Source organism: Thalassospira sp. Z349TD_5, from assembly GCF_056173045.1.
Map to the genome: position 1 here is coordinate 1,599,738 of NZ_CM149654.1, position 17,361 is coordinate 1,617,098.

Consider the following 17,361-nt stretch of genomic DNA (forward strand, 5'->3'; position numbering starts at 1 on the left):
TGTGATGAATTTTTTCAAGGATCTTTCGATTCCAGCAAAACTGACAACCTGTTTTGCCGTGATGATTGCAGTTATTCTAATGGTTGCTGCTGCGGGCATATTTGCGACCATGAAGGTCGAGGGCGCAAACGAACAGCGTGATTACTTGTCTGAGTTCGAACGCGATTATCGCGGCCTTGACCGCTCATACCTTCAAGCACGTCAGGAGCTTATTTACTTTCTGACCACTGGCGATCGAGAAGGTTTGGAAGGGTACGAGGAATTGCTTCAGGAAATTGATATCCGAACAGATGTTCTCAAAGGATATGGAACCATAAACCCTGAAATCGCCAACTTGATAGAACAGATGGATGGGGCAATTGATCGGTGGGAAGAAATCGCTGCCGAGCAGGCCAAGCTGATGCATCACTATTTAACCGTCAACCATGCGCGCGCAATTGAGGCATCCGGTGAGCCCCGTGCTTTGGCAGACGAGGTCAGCTTGCTTGCTGATGAGTTGGCAAAGAACATTGATCAACTCGTCCTCGACGTTGAAGCACAGGTCGCACAGGCGATGAATATTTTCCAGATCACATTGGGCGTCGGGGTCATTTTGTTGATCGCGATGGCTGGTCTGTTCGGCGGGACATTGTCTCGCATGATTGCAACGCCAATCCGCAAAATGACAGACGCCATGGGCAGTTTGGCGTCCGGTAATCTTGACATCGAAATTCTGGACATGAAACGGGCTGATGAAGTCGGGGCGATGGCCAAATCTCTCGAAGTCTTCCGTGAAAATGCCCGCGAACGGGCGCGTATGGCCGAGCAGGAAAAAGTCGAAGCCGAACGTCAGGTCGAGCGCAGCAAGCGCATGGGTGTTTTGGCTGCTGGCTTTGACGAGAAAATCCAAGACGTCCTGACGTCCGTGAATAAAGCACTGGATGAAGTGCGCTCTGCGTCCGAGACCTTGTCGTCCCATGCGGTGCGGGCCAATCATGATGCGCAGAATGTGTCGGAACAGGCTGAGGAATCCTCAACCAATCTTGAGACGGTTGCATCTGCAACCGCACAACTTTCGGCCTCCATCTCCGAGATTTCGGCGCAAATTGCGCGTGTTACTGAAATCACGCAGATGGCCGTTGATGAAACCGAACGCACCAACGAACGCGTCGCGAAGCTCAACGATGCCGCGCAAAGTGTGGGTGAGGTGGTTAACCTGATTAGCGATATTGCTGACCAAACCAACCTGCTGGCACTGAATGCGACCATTGAATCTGCCCGTGCCGGTGAAGCCGGCAAAGGATTTGCTGTTGTTGCCGGTGAGGTTAAAAACCTCGCATCACAAACCGTTAAGGCCACAGAGCAAATCACAGCAAAAATTTCTGAAATGCAAAGTGAAACTGGTGCCGCGTCCGAAGCCGTGCGTGGATTTGCTGATACCATTCACAAAATTGATGAACTGATGTCGGTGGTTGCCAGTGCTGTCGAAGAACAAGGGGCTGCAACAGAGGAAATCTCACGCAGTGTCGAGGGGGCGGCCAATGGCAATAACGCAATCACTGATGCCGTTAAGAACGTTGCAGATGCCACAACGGAAAGCGGGGACCTATCCAACGGTCAGCTTGACAGTGTCGGTCGATTGGCGGCCGCCAACGACGAGTTGCGAAGCCATGTAACCGGTTTCCTTGACGACGTTCGGACCGTTTAGTCCCAAACATCAATGCATAGGAAAAGGCGCGGATTTCATTCCGCGCTCAGACTGTTGACGAACCCCGCCTTTTTGAGGCGGGGTTTTGTTTTAGGGGCGAGAGATGTTTTTTTGGTGGCCGCAGGATAGCGCCGGATTTATGCGCGACAGCCAACAAAACAACGTCACAAAAAGCCCCGTTGCGCGTCAGTATCAGGGCGATCTTCTTGATGTTCTGGGCGGTTGCCGCCAAAAGGCACTGCTCGCGTACCTTGCGCAGGCCGCGCAGGCGTGCGTAACGGTGGCCATGCAGTTGCTTGGCATCTGCAAAACTGCGCTCTACCGTTTCCTTGCGGCGCTCATATATCCGCTTGCCCCACGGGCTGAGCCGGTTGGCGTTGATCTTCTCAAAACTCTTCTGCCAGATATGGCGTGTGACGACCTTGGTGTGATTGCGGCTTTGCGTGCAGGCATCACGCAACGGACAGGTTTTGCAGACCTTCGGGCTGCTTTTGTATTCCCGATATCCGGTTCTGTTGGTGGTGCTGTATTTGAGGATTTCTCCTTGCGGGCATTGATAACCATCGATCCCGGGCAGATATTCAAAGTCTCGCTTGCGCAGATAGCCCTTGCGATGGGTCGGACGGCGATAGCCGATCACCCCCTCAATCTCCCTGTCTTCCAATCCTCTGGCGATCCCTGCTGTGGCATATCCCGCATCCAGGCCGACTGCCCGTACATCGAAGCCGAACCGGGCGCGCTGCCTGTCCAGGCGCGTCAGATAGGGAATACTGTCATGGACATTGCCCGGCGTGACATGGATATCCGTGATCAGGGCATGGGCGCTGTCCACAGTTCGGTGATCGAGATAGAAAAAGCCCTTGGGCTTGCCATCGCGCACCATATAGCCGCTGTCGGGATCGGTGCGGCTGACCTTCGTCTCTTTGGTAACAGGCTGACGGTCCTTCTCTTCTTGCCGTGACCGGCTCGGTCCCGGGCAATATCAGCATCAAGGGCGGCAAGGTAGTCGGCACGTGACTTCTCGACCACCTGACGGTCGAAACGGTTCTTGTTGGCATTGGCCTTGAGATGGGTACTGTCGCTATAGAGGACGGTGCCATCGACAAGCCCCGCCCGGATCCCCTGTTCGACAATCTCGTCGAGAATCTCCTGACAGATATCGCTGTCATTGAACCGACGGCGACGGTTCTGGCTGATCGTGCTGGCATCGGGCACCTTGTCGGTCAGGCGAAGCTGCAGGAACCAGCGATAGGCTACATTGACCTCGATCTCGCGCATCAACTGGCGTTCCGAGCGAATGCCAAACAGATAGCCGACAAACAGCATCTTGAATAACAACACCGGATCAAGTGCCGGACGCCCGTTATCGGCGCAATACAAATGCGCAACTCGGTCATGAATGAAACTGAAATCGATCACCGCGTCGATCTTGCGCAGCAGATGATCCGATGGCACCAGAGATGACAAGGTCACCATCTCAAGTTCTTCCTGATGGGATGTCTTCTTCTTAAGCATACCCTATTGAATCAAAAGTCCCCGCCAATGGCGAGGACTTTGTCAGCAATCTGGGCGCGGATTTCATTCCGCGCTTTTTTTATGACCGACTTTTGGTGGTCGAATTACCCTTGATCTTGCCGGTACGGGCTGTGTTCGGATTTAATGAATTCTTGATCCTGTGCGATGTGATCTTTTTCCTGAGCTAGGAATTGCGCGACCGCACGGCGCAGGCCAGGATCGGCGATCAGGTGGGCGGAGTGGGTGATGACCGGTTCATAGCCACGTTGGATTTTATGTTCGCCCTGAGCACCTGCTTCGACCGTTTTCAGGCCGTGTTCAATCGCGATATCAATTGCCTGATAATAACAGGTTTCAAAATGTAAAAGCGGGGCGCGGTCCATTGTGCCCCAGTTGCGCCCATAAAGGGTTTCGGTCCCGATCAGGTTCAGCGCGCCGGCGACCATTTCGTCGTCATGGAATGCCACCACCAAAACCGTTCTGTCGCGCAACCGTTCATGCAGCAATTCAAAGAACTGCCGGGTCAGATATGCCTGCCCCCATTTTCGGTCCGATGTATCGCGATAAAAATGGTAAAATCTGTCCCAATGTTCGGGCTTTAGGTCATCGCCACGCAGGGCCTTGAACGTATATCCCGCTTCAAGAACCTGTTTGCGTTCCTTGCGCAGGTTTTTGCGTTTGCGCGAATTTAGCGCGCCTAAGAAATCGTCAAAGGTCTGATAACCGCGATTATGCCAGTGATATTGCAAACCGGTGCGTGTCAGGAACCCGGCGTCGCGCATCTGTTTGCTTTCGTCATCACTGCAAAAGGTGACATGCAAGGTCGCCATGCCCAGCTTTTCGGGCAGCATCGAAAGGCCTTCAATCAGCATGCGCTGCACACTGTCGGGGTCGGGATGATCGTTTGCCACAAGCAACCTGGGGCCGGGGACCGGTGAGAAGGGGACGGCTGATTGCAGTTTGGGGTAATATTGACCGCCGGCACGTTCATAGGCCTCGGCCCAAGCCCAATCAAAAACATACTCCCCATAGGAGTGTGCCTTGACATAGAGCGGAACGATTCCGATCACCAGAGCATCTTCGTTTTTAAGTAAAAGGTGAAAGGGTTGCCAGCCATTTTTAGCGCAGGTTGAGGCACTGTCTTCCATGGCCGATAAAAATGCAAAGCTGACAAAGGGATTGTCAGAACCAGCGCATTTGTCCCATTGGGCTTGCCCGATTTCATGGATATCGGTGATGGTCTTGATTTCGGCGGGCAAGTTGCAGTCCCCTGACTTGTATTCTGATCGCAACGGGTGGCCAGTTTTATACGCAGTAGCCGGTATATGCGTTCAGAAGATAGGCGCATTGCGTAGTTACGCAAGGGAAAGCCTTTGACGCAGATGTCTCAAAGTCCTATTCCATTGGGCCATGATTGTCCTGTGACGATCACTGACGGCTCGGGATTTTCCCGTGTCGCCCTCGCTTAAGAAAAGGATGGTGCGCCGTGAACAGCAAACTTTCGTTGGAGAAGGACAAGATCAAGATCGTCCTGCTCGAAGGTATCCATGAAAACGCTGTAAAGATGTTCAAACAGGCCGGCTACTCTAATGTTGACCATTACCCTGCTGCGCTCGACGCGGATGAATTGAAATCCGTTGTCTCCGAAGCGCATTTTCTGGGCATCCGTTCTCGCACCAAACTGACCGAAGAAGTTATCGACGCAGCAGGCAAGCTGACCTCAATCGGTTGTTTCTGTATTGGCACCAATCAGGTCGATCTGAAGGCGGCTGCCATGCGTGGTATTCCGGTCTTTAACGCGCCTTATTCAAACACCCGTTCGGTGGCTGAATTGGTTCTGGGCCAGATCATCATGTTGATGCGCGGTATTCCGCAGCGTAATGCTGCTGCCCATGCGGGGGGCTGGCTGAAAAATGCCAAAGGGTCCTATGAGGCACGCGGCAAGACGCTTGGCATTATTGGTTACGGTCATATCGGTTCGCAGCTGTCAGTTCTGGCAGAATTGCTTGGCATGAACGTCATTTACTATGATGTGATCAACAAGCTTGCCATGGGCAATGCAACCACGTGCACATCGATGGATGAATTGCTGGCGCAATCGGATGTGGTGTCACTGCATGTTCCGGCCAATGATCAGACCAAAAACATGATCACGGCAGTTGAGATCGGCAAAATGAAGCTTGGAGCACATCTGATCAATGCGGCACGCGGCAATGTTATTGTGATCGAAGATATGGCTGCTGCCCTTGAAAGTGGTCATCTGGCCGGTGCGGCGCTTGACGTGTTCCCGGTTGAACCGGCAGGTAAGGATGAACAGTTCGAAAGTCCGCTGCGCGGTATGAACAACGTGATCCTGACCCCGCATATCGGTGGTTCGACGCAGGAAGCACAGGAAAATATCGGCTTTGAAGTTGCGGATAAGCTGATCACATATTCCGATAATGGTTCGACATTGGGGGCTGTAAACTTCCCGGAAGTCTCCCTTCCGGTCAAGGACCGCACTCATACCCGTTTCATGCACATTCATCGCAACGTTCCGGGTGTTCTGTCGAAAATCAACGACGTGTTTTCAACGCGCGGCATGAACATCAGTGGCCAGTACTTGCGCTCCGAAGGGGGGGTTGGGTATGTCGTCGTCGAAGTCGACGAGGAAATCAAACCGGGCCTTGGCGTGCGCAAGGAACTGGCTGCAATCGAAGGTACATTGCGGGTGCGCTTCCTGTTCTGATCAAGGTAGAGTGATGCATTGAATTTAAAAGGGCGGGTGCCAGAAGGGACCCGCCCTTTTTCTATAGTCCAGAGATAATTGGTATCTTTAAAGAAATACCAATAAATACCAATCCCTCGAAAAACCTAGAATTGTCATAAATATGTAACATTGTGGTATTCAAAAGGTATTTTTCATGCTTGGATTGTCCTGCTGCGTTTGGTTGGCTTCACAGTATGAGAATAAAAATGACAATAAAAAGAATGGCAGCTGGTTTTGGTGTATCGCTGATGTTGGCGGGGGCTGCCTTTGCCCCGGCAATGGCGGCCGATGCCACGGAAGGTGCCCGTATCCGTGAACTGGTTGATACGGGAATGCATTATTACTGGTCGGGTGGCGACATTAAAAAAGCCGAGGCCGAGGTGTTCAAGGGCATCACCTTGCATGGGCGATATGATGTTGTCGAACAGGCCTTTGCCGAGGCGTCCAAACTGGCACCCGAACGGATTGATCTGCGTTATGCGATTGCATCAGCCCGTATTTTGCAAAAGAAGCTCGACGAGGCGGCGGAGACCTATATCGGCATTACCCGTGTCGATCCGCATGCCTTTGATGCTTATACGTGGCTGGCAGCACTGGCGCATATCCGTGGCGATGATGATCAGTATTGCAACTATATGGATGCGATGGCTGGGATTGACCGCGACAATGCAGATGCTTACCGCAAACGCTTCCTGCGCGCCGATGCTAATATGGCCGAAGCCCCCAATCAGGATGTACCGGTTCTGGGTGAAAAATCGACCATCGTCATTCTGGGCTATGCGCTTGCCGAAGACGGTACAATGCGTGACCCTTTGATGCAGCGTCTTGAAATCGGTCTGAAAGCGGCCAAAGCAAATCCGACCGCCCGTGTGATGGTCACCGGCGGTCAGCCGAAATCCGGCGTAACCGAAGGCGATATGATGATGCGCTGGCTGGTTGAGCAGGGCGTTGATCGTGACCGGATCATGGTCGAGGACAAATCAAAAGACACCGTCGGAAATATGCTTAATATCGCAAACCTTTTGAATCGGCACACAACCGATGACGTCATTCTGGTCACCAGTGCCAGTCACATGCGCCGTGCCAAAACAGTAATTCAGGACGCGTTTGATCAATATGGTCTTGATGCACCGGTTCATCCGCTGATTGCACTTGATTTTGACAGCATCGAAGGTCAGTGACAGCGAAAAGCTTGTCGTTTTTCGCGATATGCTGCGCGTATCGGGCATTTGGGCGTTTCCGGGCTTGCAGCAATAATCAAACAATTTAAAATTCCCGGTAAATCAATAAACGGACGCCCGGCGGGCGTCAGTTTATGTTTGGTGACGCAGCAAAAAGATCAAAGTTTACGATACATCACCAGTGCGTCTGTTTGACCCAGTGTTGGATGCATGAAGGCATCGGGCAGGCGGCCGACAACTTCAAAGCCGAGTTTTGGCCACAGGTGAATGGCGGCGGCGTTGCTGGCGATGACGAAATTGAACTGCATCGCGCGATAGCCAAGGCCCTTGGCCCGAACAAGCGAGTCTTCACACATCTTGCGTGCAAGGCCTTGCCCGCTGGCGTTTGGGGCAACCATATAGCCGCAATTACAGACATGTGCGCCACCACCGGCCTGATTGGTCCGGATGTAATAGGTGCCAAGAATTTGACCGTCTTGCTCTGCGACCAGTGTGGTCTTGTCGGCGCCCAGCCAGTAATCGGCGATCTGGTCGCGTGTCAGGTTGGGATCAATCGCATAGGTATCACCCGCGCGCAGGATCGGTTCGACAATGGCAAGGATGGCATCCTTGTCACGTGGGGCGGCTTCTCGGATGTGCATGGGATGGCAAACTTCTAAACTGTGAGACACGATAATGTGTTTCTATTTATCGCCGCCCGACAGTGTGAGTTCAAGAAATTCCGGTTCGACCTCAAACGGAAGGTTCGCCCGCCCGGCAAGCGCCTGTGCGAGTTCATTGCGATACCGCTCACGTGGTATTTCGAGAACGCCAAACTGTTTTAAGTGATCATTGACGAACTGAGTATCCAGCAGGCTGTAGCCGCCTTGGCGCATTAACGCGACAAGATGGACCAAGGCGATTTTTGATGCGTTGGTCGCACGTGAAAACATGCTTTCGCCAAAGAAGGCTTTGCCAAGACTGACCCCGTAAAGGCCGCCGACAAGCTGGCCGTCTTTCCAGGCTTCGATGGAATGTGCACAACCCATTTTGTGAAGCGCACAATAGGCATCGAGAATATTGTCATTGATCCATGTGTCATCACGGTCGTCAGTTGGTTCTGCACAGGCGCGAATCACATCCGGGAAAGCCCGATCAACATGGATTTTGAAATCACCCTTGCGCACGGCCTTTCGCAAGGAGCGCGGCACGTGAAATCCATCAAGGGGCAATATACCGCGCCATTCCGGATCAATCCAATAAAGGGTTGGATCGTCATGGCTTTCGGCCATCGGGAAAAGTCCGACAGAATATGCCCGGATCAATAGATCAGGTGTCAGTTGGTTTGACATGATGGCAGTGATAATGGTTTCCGTCCTGTCTATCTGACGACACTGTACATATGTGGCGGTCGTTCGCCCTGACAAGACTGTTCAAGGCGTTTGGTTATGATGTTTTTTTCATCTTAGGCGCCTTTGATTAAATATTTGATGCCAATCGTTGGCAAGACAAATGAAAGTTGCATGATTTATCTGGCGAATGACGGCAGATCATAAAAAAACGGGAACCTGAAAGGTCCCCGCTTTTCGTGGCAATCGATTGATTGCTTATTTCATGCCCATGAACTTTTCCAGCCAGTGGATGTCGTAATCCCCTTTTTGGATGTCCGGGTTGGCAAGAAGCTTTTGATGCAGCGGAATGGTGGTTTTAATCCCGCCAATCGCATATTCCGCCAGCGCACGGCGCAGGCGCATCATGCATTCTTCGCGGTCACGACCATGCACGATCAGTTTTGCAATCATGCTGTCATAATAGGGCGGGATCGAATAGCCGGTGTAAATTCCGCTATCGACACGCACGCCCAAACCACCCGGTGCATGGTATTCCTTGATCTTGCCCGGTGACGGAACGAAAGTTTCCGGGTCCTCGGCATTGATGCGGCATTCAATCGCATGGCCGTGGATTTCAAGGTCTTCCTGCTTGAACGACAGCTCAAGACCCGCTGCGACGCGGATCTGTTCGCGGACAAGGTCAACGCCGGAAATCATTTCCGTGACCGGATGTTCGACCTGAAGACGGGTGTTCATTTCAATGAAATAGAACTCGCCATTTTCATAGAGGAACTCGATCGTGCCGGCATTGCGATAGCCCATGCCGATCATGGCATTGGCGACCGTGGTGCCGATACGCTGGCGCTCTTCGGGCGTTAAGGTCGGTGAAGGTGCTTCTTCCAGAACCTTCTGATGGCGACGCTGCAACGAACAGTCACGTTCGAACAGATGCACGGCATTGCCATGCGTGTCGCCAATCACCTGCAGTTCGATGTGGCGCGGCTTGCCGAGATACTTTTCGATGTAAACGGCTGCATTGCCAAAGTTCTGCAATGCTTCCTTACGGGTCATGGAAAAGGCATCAACAAGGTCTTCGTCGCGCTCTACGACTTTCATGCCGCGGCCACCACCACCACCAGATGCCTTGATCAGCACCGGATAGCCGATTTCATTGGCACATTTACGCGCCTCTTCGACCGTCGTGATTTCGCCGTCGGACCCCGGAACAACCGGAATACCAAGCTTTTCCACAGTCTGTTTTGCGGTGATCTTGTCACCCATCGTGCGGATGTGTTCTGGCGTCGGACCGATAAAGGTAAAGCCGTGTTCTTCAACCATCGATGCGAAGTCGGCACTTTCCGACAGGAAACCATATCCCGGATGGATGGCGTTTGCCCCGGTGATTTCGGCGGCCGACAGGATGGCAGGAACGTTAAGATAGCTGTCTTTGGATGCGGGCGGTCCGATACAGACCGATTCGTCGGCCAAGCGGACATGCATTGCGTCTGCATCGGCGGTCGAATGCACCGCGACAGTTTTGATGCCCATTTCGCGGCAGGCGCGCTGAATACGCAGCGCGATTTCACCACGGTTGGCAATCAGGATTTTGTCGAACATGCGGTTATTGCCCCGGCTTATTCAATAATGATCAGCGGTTCGTCATATTCGACCGGATGGCCGTCGGTGGCCAGAATCTGGGACACCTTGCCGGATTTCGGCGCACGGATCGGGTTGAATGTTTTCATTGCTTCGATCAGCATAAGAGTCTGACCTTCGGTAACGGACGAACCGACCGAAATGAAAGGTGCTGCACCCGGTTCCGGTGCAAAGTAGACCACACCGACCATTGGTGATTTGACAGCACCCGGATGGGCGCCTGCATCGGCCGGTGCTGCAATTGCAGCAGGTGCGCTTGCTGCAACCGGGGCTGCTGCCGGTGCGGCGGCAACCATGGTGCCCTGACGGGCAACGCGAATGCGGTTGTCACCAGCGGCAACTTCAATTTCGGTCAGCTTGGTGTCGTCAAGCAGCTCGGCGAGCTGGCGAATGGCGTCATTGTCGATGTTGAACTTGCTCATTTCGATATCTTTTATGATGGTGAGTGGATCAATCCGCGCATGGCATCCAGGGCGTGGATATAACGTGTATATAGCTCTGGGAGCCAAACCCGTAGATCATGCCGTTTGCAGCTTTCGAGACGTAAGAATGATGTCTGAAGGCATTCCGCTTTTAAAAATTGGACAGATGGACCTCAAAGATCGCAACCGATATGTGCGTATATGCCCCAGCATCGATAAGAATACCAGAATCTTCTTGTTGGGCGTGCTCATTCCAGTCAACCGAACCGCCTTTAGGGGAGCTTGAACGGCTGATAACACGAACGACACGGGATGTGCTGTCATTGTAACAGTCTTCCTGATCGATTGAGTGTTCCCGCGCCCAAGGAATCCTCGCGGATGTACCCTGACAGGTTCAAATTCGGCTCATTTTGAATGTAGACGGGTTTCGTCATTCGTTCCCACATGCCCAACATTTTGTGCAGCTTTTATAACACTTTCACGTTGACAGGCAACGTTAGAACTAAATGCAACCTTTCTTCAGATAGTATATTATTGTTGTGAATATAACTTATTAACGTGAGACAGGTTTATGAGGCGTTTATTACCATCAAAGTGGAAAGTCTTGTTGGCGGCATGCACGTTTGTGGCTATTGGGTTTGTTACCTATGGAGCTTTGACCGTAAAGGATTGGTATGATGCGGGTGAGACGGAGAAGTTTGCAGAGCTCTCGCGTCCACTGGTGCAGGCGTTAGCCAAAGAGCTGGATGTTCCTTATGTAGATGCAGCACGCGTCTTTGTTTTCCGCAATACCGATCACGACATGGAAAGTGACTGGTACAAAGCCCACGCGGAAGATCTGCCGTATGTCTTGGAGCACCTTTATAAGACGGCCATATCTGCATCAGATGCTGAACGACCTGATCTTGCGTGTGGATGGCGTGTAAAGGCAATGAAAAGTCTTCTCGCCGCTGACGGTATATCGGCAGACACCGTTTATCTTTATAATGATACAGGGGCGAATCCCAATCAAAATAGTCATGTTGTGATTGAAGCATCCAACCCTGAGACGGGGCGCCTTGAGGTTCATGATGTAGACTTCAATGTGAAATATCTACGATCAGACGGTGCGACGGCGTCTCTTAGTGATCTGATGAAGTTGACGGTTCCCAGCGATTTTAGAACTTGTGACGAAAGTGGATGCCTGACAGATCGCGTGCTCAAGACGACTGTAGGGAAAAACGATTTTTACAAAGGTGTATATTACCGAGATCGTGACGTTTTCCTTTTGAGTCGAAGCAAATTCGATATTGAGAAGACCTTCACAATTCATCGTATTCGGGGGGATGAGGTCATGGACGTCTATGACTATTTCAACTACATATACCCGAATGCACCAATCGTAGAATTTTAAAGCGTTGGACAAGAATGAATATCGAATTAAACGGTGAGACTTTCGTCCCGGAAGCCAATGTTTCCAATGTTTTGACCTTACTTGAATCGTTAGGGATCCCCTCGACCAAGGTTGCTGTCGAACGCAATCTGGAAATCGTACCCAAGACAGCTTATGGCGATACCCCGCTGATTGATGGCGATAAATTCGAAATCGTTCATTTCATTGGCGGCGGCTCGCAGGAAGCTGATTTGGCAGCAGCCGATGACGCCGGGTTTGTTGTCGCGGGTAAAAAGTTCTCGTCGCGTTTGCTGGTTGGCACCGGGAAATACAAGGATTTCGATGAAACCCGTATCGCGATTGAGCAATCGGGTGCCGAAATTGTCACGGTCGCTGTACGCCGCGTCAATCTGACCGACCCGAACCAGCCGATGCTGGTTGACTACGTTGATCCCAAGAAGTACACGTATTTGCCCAATACCGCAGGCTGCTTTACCGCTGATGATGCCGTGCGGACCTTGCGTCTCGCGCGCGAAGCGGGGGGGTGGAATCTGGTGAAGCTTGAAGTTCTGGGCGATCAGGCAACGCTTTATCCGAACATGCCCGAAACACTCAAGGCGGCCGAAGCGCTGATCAAGGATGGCTTCGATGTCATGGTATATTGCAGCGACGATCCTATTCAGGCCAAGATGCTCGAAGACATGGGATGCTGTGCGATTATGCCGCTTGGCTCCTTGATCGGGTCGGGTATGGGCATTCTTAATCCGGTGAACATCGCCCTGATCAAGCAAAACGCCAATGTTCCGGTTCTGGTTGATGCCGGGGTCGGGACGGCGTCGGATGCGGCCTTTGCGATGGAGCTTGGCTGTGACGGGGTTTTGATGAATACAGCCATTGCTGGTGCCAAGGACCCAATTCGTATGGCGCGTGCGATGAAGCATGCGATCATTGCCGGACGTGAATCGTTCCTGGCTGGACGGATGCCAAAGAAACAATATGCTGATCCGTCATCGCCATTGGCCGGGATCATCTGAGTACGCTTGCTCGACGGTAATCCGTGCAAACAAAAGGCCGTTTCATGAACGAAACGGCCTTTTGTTGTTTGTTGGGTATACGAAACGGCTTGACTGCAAATGTAGTCAGTCAGCGTCTAATCCGCGATCAAGATGCCTTTTCAAGACCCGCCTGTACCAGCGCGTTGACCCGTTCCATATCCGCACCCGAGACCATGGTGCCATTGATGATAAAGGCCGGGGTTCCACTGATCCCGACAGTCTGTGCCATGGCGGAATATTGCGCCAGCATGCCATTGATTTCCGGCGATTGCATATCTGCGCGCATCTGATCAACATCAACACCGGCAGCAGCCGCCAGATCATTGATGCGGTCTTCGTCAAGTAAACCACGATTGGTCATGAAGGCCTGATGGACTTCCATGTATTTGCCTTGCTTGGCCGCAGCCAAGGCGGCACGTGCGGCGGTTGCACTTTCTTCGCGTAGGATGGGGAGTTCGACGAAAATGGTCCGGACCTTACCATCGGAATTTTCGACAATCTCCATCACGCCATCAAGCGCACGTTTGCAATAGCCGCAATGGTAATCAAAAAACTCAATCACGGTGACGGGCGCATCGGCGGGGCCAATGGATGGAACCGAAGCATCCGCGACCAATGCATCCCAGACCGGGATGATGGCTTCGGATTGCTGACGGGACTGTTCAGCAGCCTGCCAACTCTGAACATTCTGGATCGCACGCAAAAGAACATCCGGATTCTTAATCAGATATTCCTCGATCATCGCGTCGATTTCGGTTTTCTGCGCCGGGCTGAATTGGTCATCTGCCTGTGCAGCCGGAACAGCAAACAGCATGGCTGCGGCAATACCAGCACCACCAAGAAGGCGTTTAACGATCTGAGAATTCATAGGACGTCCTTATTGTCATTGGGTAGTATTTTACCCGACGGAAAATGTCATTGCTCTGTGATACGGGATCGAGTGGCTAACGGGAAAGTAAAATCTGCGTTAGATATGTTACGCTGGTCACAGCAGCCAACTTATCCTTGCCTGACGCGATACCGATCCAGACCAGCCGAACCTCGTCACCCGGTGCATCTGGCCAATACCGGCGATAGACGCCCGCAAGGTCGAAATATTCGCGTTGCCATTGGCCATAGGTAACCTGCCTGTTCCCAACCGGGATACGGACGGTGTGGTCGGTTGGTGGTTTGCCCGTGCCAAGGTCATTCTCGCCCCAATCGCCTTGATCTTGCAGACGAAATCCCAGAACAAGCTCAACATCACCGACCTGTGCGGTGCTGTTTTGTTGCCAGTCAAACGACAAATAAGGGGATGCGAGCACTAGAATATTGGTGCGACGCCCCAACTCAAACGGGCCTGCCGCCGGGCGTGCAGCCAGTGCAATTTTGCCGTCCTTGTCCTGCCATTCAAGTGCCGCCGACGGTGACTGACCCGGCGTAGAAGCATTGGTCTGATGATTGTATTGCCAGTATTTTGGCGGGTTCGAGAGAGAAAAAGGCGCATAAAGCAATTTTAAATCGCCGCCGACATCGACCCCGGACCCGGGCAATGTGCACGCAGATAAATGCAAACCCGCAGCCACAAGAAGGCCAAACAGGCGAAAACGACGATGACCTGTAATCAGTGCTGATATCCATGCATCAAATTGTGGGTGGTTGCCAAGGCAACCGGTCACTTCGGTGCGTCTTTCTCTGCATTCTTTTTGTCTTGCCCGTCTGGATCGGTGGCCTGAAGAATATCCTGCGACCGCAACCAAGTAGCAGTCCCTTTTTCCAATTTTCGTTCAGCCTGAACCGCGTGATAGCTCGCGGCCTGCCGGTCGCCGGAAAGAAGGCTGTATTCAGCCTGTGAAAGCGATGCTTCGCCTTCATTGCCAAGACGGCTTTCGACAATGGCACGGAAACGCCACGCAGATGAGTTGCCACGTTCACGTGATAGAACCCCGATCAGATTGGCTTTTGCCGGTTCGAGCATTGCCGGATCACCGGTTTCAATCATCGCATGGGCCAAAAGCAAACGAATAAGCGGCGCGCCACCAGAAAGATCTACTGATTTTTGCAACGGCGGCACGGCATCTGCGGCACGCCCGAATTCAAGCAGGACCTGACCTTCAAGTTCTTCAAAATAGGGATTTTCAGGTTCATCAGCGATCAGGCCCTTGATGATTTCAAGGGCGGGATCAAGCTGCGAATCGCGATAATAGGCAATGGCGCGCGCATAGCGTGCTGCGATGCTGGTATCGGTTTCGGGGTAGGTGCGTAATGTATTCTGGATGTGATTGGTAAAGGCATAAAGCTTGGCGCGCATGCGGGCATGGCGTTTGTATAGATCCGGGCTGACCTTTTTGTCCTTAAGGTTGGAGTTGGCCACAAAGTTTGCCAAAAAATCAACACGTTCTGTGGTCAAAGGGTGGCTGCGCAGGTACGGGTCCTGACTGGAGGTGCTGAGAAGTTCCTGACCTTCAAGCTTTTTCATGAAGTCCAGCATTCCGCGCGATGAAATGCCAACATCTGTCAGGAATTTGACGCCCGCCTGATCTGCGCTGCTTTCCTGTGTCCGCGAATAGGCCAGAAAGTTACGCTGAGCAACATTCTGGCCGCCAAGAATTGCCGCGGTACCAACATCGGAACGCCCCGCGGCAACGCCAGCCGCAACACCAGCCAAGGTCGAAAGAATGGAGATTGCAGACGCGTTACGCAGCTGATCATGAATGCGCGAAAGGTGCCCACCGGCAATGTGCCCGGTTTCGTGGGCCATGACGCCCATAACTTGTTCTGGAGTATCTGCTTTTAACAACAGCCCAGTATTGATAAAAAGCTTTTGGCCGCCTGCAACAAATGCGTTCAGGCTGTTGTCGGAAACGATGTAAACAGACACACCATTCGCATCGAGCCCCGCCGCCTGAAAAATCGGCGTGGCATACATACGTAAGGTTTCCTCGATCTCGGTATCGCGGATAAAAGAACGACCCTGTGCGAAAACCATGCTAGGCAGGGCAACAAGGAAAATGGCAGTGAGAGTTACAATGCGTCTGAGCAAAATGTGCGTTCCATATTTTCGTTCATCTGATGTCGGGTCGCGTCCGACGCGCAAGCCATCATGGCGGATCGCGGTCGCAATCGCAATGACTGCTGGTATGGCGGCTTGCAGTTCCAATGAACCTGAAAATATTGGTCAAATCGGGGCAGTAAGCGGTTATCTTGGGGGCGTGGTTGCTGATGAACCGCGCGCTGTACGCAATGCACGCGATGTTCTTTCTGCCGGCGGCACGGCTGCGGATGCGGCTGTCGCCCTTTATGCGACCATGACGGTTACCAAACCATCGGTTGCCGGGATTGGTGGCGGCGGTGTGTGTGTTGTCCACGATCGCGTATCGAAAAAAGTCGAAGTTCTTGATTTCTGGCCTCGCCCGGGCACCCGGACGTCATCTGATCAGATTGCAACGACCATTCCAGCTGTGCCGCGCGGGCTTTATGCCCTAAGTGCGCGTTATGGTCGTCTTGAATGGCGCTCGTTGCTTAGTACCGCGGAACAATATGCCCGTCTTGGCGTGCCGGTGTCGCGTTCGTTGGTTAATGATATTGAAGCCAACCAGGATCAGGTTTACGCAAGCCCGATGTTGCGTAACAGCCTTATGCCCAATGGCAAGGTATTGCAGGTCGGCGATCGCATTCGATCAGTTAACCTTGCAGCCCTTCTGACATCCTTGCGGGTTCAGGGGCCGGGCGAGTTTTACAACAGTGCCCTTGGTGCGCGTGTTGCCGATGCTGTTCAGGAAGCCGGTGGGACGCTGACGGCGGATGATCTGCGCAATTATCGCCCGGAATGGAAAACCGCGACCGAGGTCAAGGTTGGCAATGAAACCCTTTATTTTGCCTATCCGCCGCGCTCCGATAGTGGTCCGTCGGTAATCAGTCAAGGCGAAGAACTTGGTGACATCTTAAACCGTTACCTTGCCGATATTACCGCAGGTGACAATAGCGCACAGGCTGCGTCAGGGCGCAGTGGCTTTGTTGTTGTGGACCGCGCGGCCAATGCGGTCGCCTGTGTCACCACGATGAACAAACCGTTTGGTGCCGGACTGGGGGCAGAGGCCTTCGGCCTTGGCCTTGCCGCCGGGGATGTTGCCCATGCTGCGACCCCCTTGATCGGGCCAGCCTTGATGGTGAACCCGTATGTTTGGGAATACTATTACGGTATTGCAGGCACCGGCACACCGGCAGGTGCGACCAAACAGATTGCGACCATGGCCGAAGATTTGATTGGTTCAGGGGCTGCGTCAGGGATTGCGATGAGTACAGACGGGAAAGCGTCGGTCAATGTCATTCGCTGCCTTGAAGGAACGCCACTTCATCCGGAAAGTTGCCGCTTCATTGCCGATCCGGCAGGCGGCGGCATGGCCGGAACCCGATAAACCGATACATACAGGTT

14 protein-coding genes and 2 pseudogenes are annotated in these 17,361 nt (G+C 52.7%); 6 read left to right on the plus strand and 10 right to left on the minus strand.

Going from position 1 to position 17,361, the window contains the following annotated elements; translation table 11 throughout:
* Positions 1-4 precede the first annotated feature (4 nt).
* Complete coding sequence (locus tag AC0VXT_RS07165; RefSeq protein WP_475548087.1) at positions 5-1,687, plus strand: methyl-accepting chemotaxis protein; 1,683 nt, start codon at positions 5-7, stop codon at positions 1,685-1,687.
* Between the two features lie 46 nt (positions 1,688-1,733).
* Here AC0VXT_RS07165 and AC0VXT_RS07170 read toward each other — a convergent pair.
* Both AC0VXT_RS07170 and AC0VXT_RS07175 read right to left on the minus strand, forming a co-directional pair.
* A pseudogene (locus tag AC0VXT_RS07170) lies at positions 1,734-3,202 on the minus strand (IS1182 family transposase).
* 104 nt (positions 3,203-3,306) lie between these two features.
* Positions 3,307-4,461: a GNAT family N-acetyltransferase gene (locus tag AC0VXT_RS07175; protein ID WP_475548088.1), complete on the minus strand. Its 1,155-nt coding sequence runs from the start codon at positions 4,459-4,461 to the stop codon at positions 3,307-3,309.
* Positions 4,462-4,688: 227 nt separating this feature from the next.
* On the opposite strand from AC0VXT_RS07175, the gene serA reads away from it, so the two are divergent.
* Complete coding sequence (gene serA, locus AC0VXT_RS07180) at positions 4,689-5,930, plus strand: phosphoglycerate dehydrogenase (protein ID WP_475548089.1); 1,242 nt, start codon at positions 4,689-4,691, stop codon at positions 5,928-5,930.
* 227 nt (positions 5,931-6,157) lie between these two features.
* Positions 6,158-7,132 carry an ElyC/SanA/YdcF family protein gene (locus tag AC0VXT_RS07185; RefSeq protein ID WP_475548090.1) on the plus strand — a complete coding sequence of 325 codons (975 nt, stop codon included), beginning with the start codon at positions 6,158-6,160 and terminating at the stop codon, positions 7,130-7,132.
* A gap of 158 nt (positions 7,133-7,290) precedes the next feature.
* On the opposite strand, the gene AC0VXT_RS07190 is transcribed toward AC0VXT_RS07185, so the two are convergent.
* From AC0VXT_RS07190 to AC0VXT_RS07210, 5 genes and pseudogenes are all read right to left on the minus strand, one after another.
* Complete coding sequence (locus tag AC0VXT_RS07190) at positions 7,291-7,773, minus strand: N-acetyltransferase family protein (protein WP_475548091.1); 483 nt, start codon at positions 7,771-7,773, stop codon at positions 7,291-7,293.
* A gap of 42 nt (positions 7,774-7,815) precedes the next feature.
* On the minus strand, positions 7,816-8,463 hold the full coding sequence (gene aat, locus AC0VXT_RS07195) for a leucyl/phenylalanyl-tRNA--protein transferase (RefSeq protein ID WP_101303675.1): 648 nt from the start codon (positions 8,461-8,463) through the stop codon (positions 7,816-7,818).
* Between the two features lie 255 nt (positions 8,464-8,718).
* Positions 8,719-10,059, minus strand: coding sequence for an acetyl-CoA carboxylase biotin carboxylase subunit (accC, locus tag AC0VXT_RS07200; RefSeq protein ID WP_022733479.1), 1,341 nt, complete (start codon positions 10,057-10,059; stop codon positions 8,719-8,721).
* Positions 10,060-10,076: 17 nt separating this feature from the next.
* Positions 10,077-10,520 carry an acetyl-CoA carboxylase biotin carboxyl carrier protein gene (locus tag AC0VXT_RS07205; RefSeq protein WP_475548092.1) on the minus strand — a complete coding sequence of 148 codons (444 nt, stop codon included), beginning with the start codon at positions 10,518-10,520 and terminating at the stop codon, positions 10,077-10,079.
* Between the two features lie 28 nt (positions 10,521-10,548).
* Positions 10,549-10,890, minus strand: a pseudogene (locus tag AC0VXT_RS07210) (type II 3-dehydroquinate dehydratase).
* A gap of 237 nt (positions 10,891-11,127) precedes the next feature.
* On the opposite strand from AC0VXT_RS07210, the gene AC0VXT_RS07215 reads away from it, so the two are divergent.
* Entirely contained in the window at positions 11,128-11,913 is a 786-nt protein-coding gene (locus AC0VXT_RS07215; protein ID WP_475548093.1) for a hypothetical protein, read from the plus strand.
* Positions 11,914-11,927: 14 nt separating this feature from the next.
* On the plus strand, positions 11,928-12,926 hold the full coding sequence (gene thiS / locus AC0VXT_RS07220; RefSeq protein WP_475548094.1) for a sulfur carrier protein ThiS: 999 nt from the start codon (positions 11,928-11,930) through the stop codon (positions 12,924-12,926).
* Positions 12,927-13,053: 127 nt separating this feature from the next.
* Here the strand turns inward: thiS and AC0VXT_RS07225 are convergent, their stop codons facing one another.
* The 3 genes from AC0VXT_RS07225 to AC0VXT_RS07235 form a co-directional block, all read right to left on the minus strand.
* Positions 13,054-13,815 carry a DsbA family protein gene (locus AC0VXT_RS07225; RefSeq protein ID WP_475548095.1) on the minus strand — a complete coding sequence of 254 codons (762 nt, stop codon included), beginning with the start codon at positions 13,813-13,815 and terminating at the stop codon, positions 13,054-13,056.
* Between the two features lie 76 nt (positions 13,816-13,891).
* The gene (locus tag AC0VXT_RS07230) at positions 13,892-14,605 is read right to left on the minus strand and encodes a hypothetical protein (RefSeq protein ID WP_475548096.1); all 714 of its coding nucleotides are present in this window, start codon (positions 14,603-14,605) and stop codon (positions 13,892-13,894) included.
* Positions 14,602-15,969 carry a M48 family metalloprotease gene (locus AC0VXT_RS07235; RefSeq protein WP_475548097.1) on the minus strand — a complete coding sequence of 456 codons (1,368 nt, stop codon included), beginning with the start codon at positions 15,967-15,969 and terminating at the stop codon, positions 14,602-14,604. The genes AC0VXT_RS07230 and AC0VXT_RS07235 overlap by 4 nt, the downstream gene beginning before the upstream one ends.
* Here AC0VXT_RS07235 and AC0VXT_RS07240 point away from each other — a divergent pair.
* Positions 15,956-17,344 carry a gamma-glutamyltransferase gene (locus AC0VXT_RS07240; protein ID WP_475548098.1) on the plus strand — a complete coding sequence of 463 codons (1,389 nt, stop codon included), beginning with the start codon at positions 15,956-15,958 and terminating at the stop codon, positions 17,342-17,344. The genes AC0VXT_RS07235 and AC0VXT_RS07240 overlap by 14 nt on opposite strands.
* Positions 17,345-17,361: the final 17 nt, after the last annotated feature.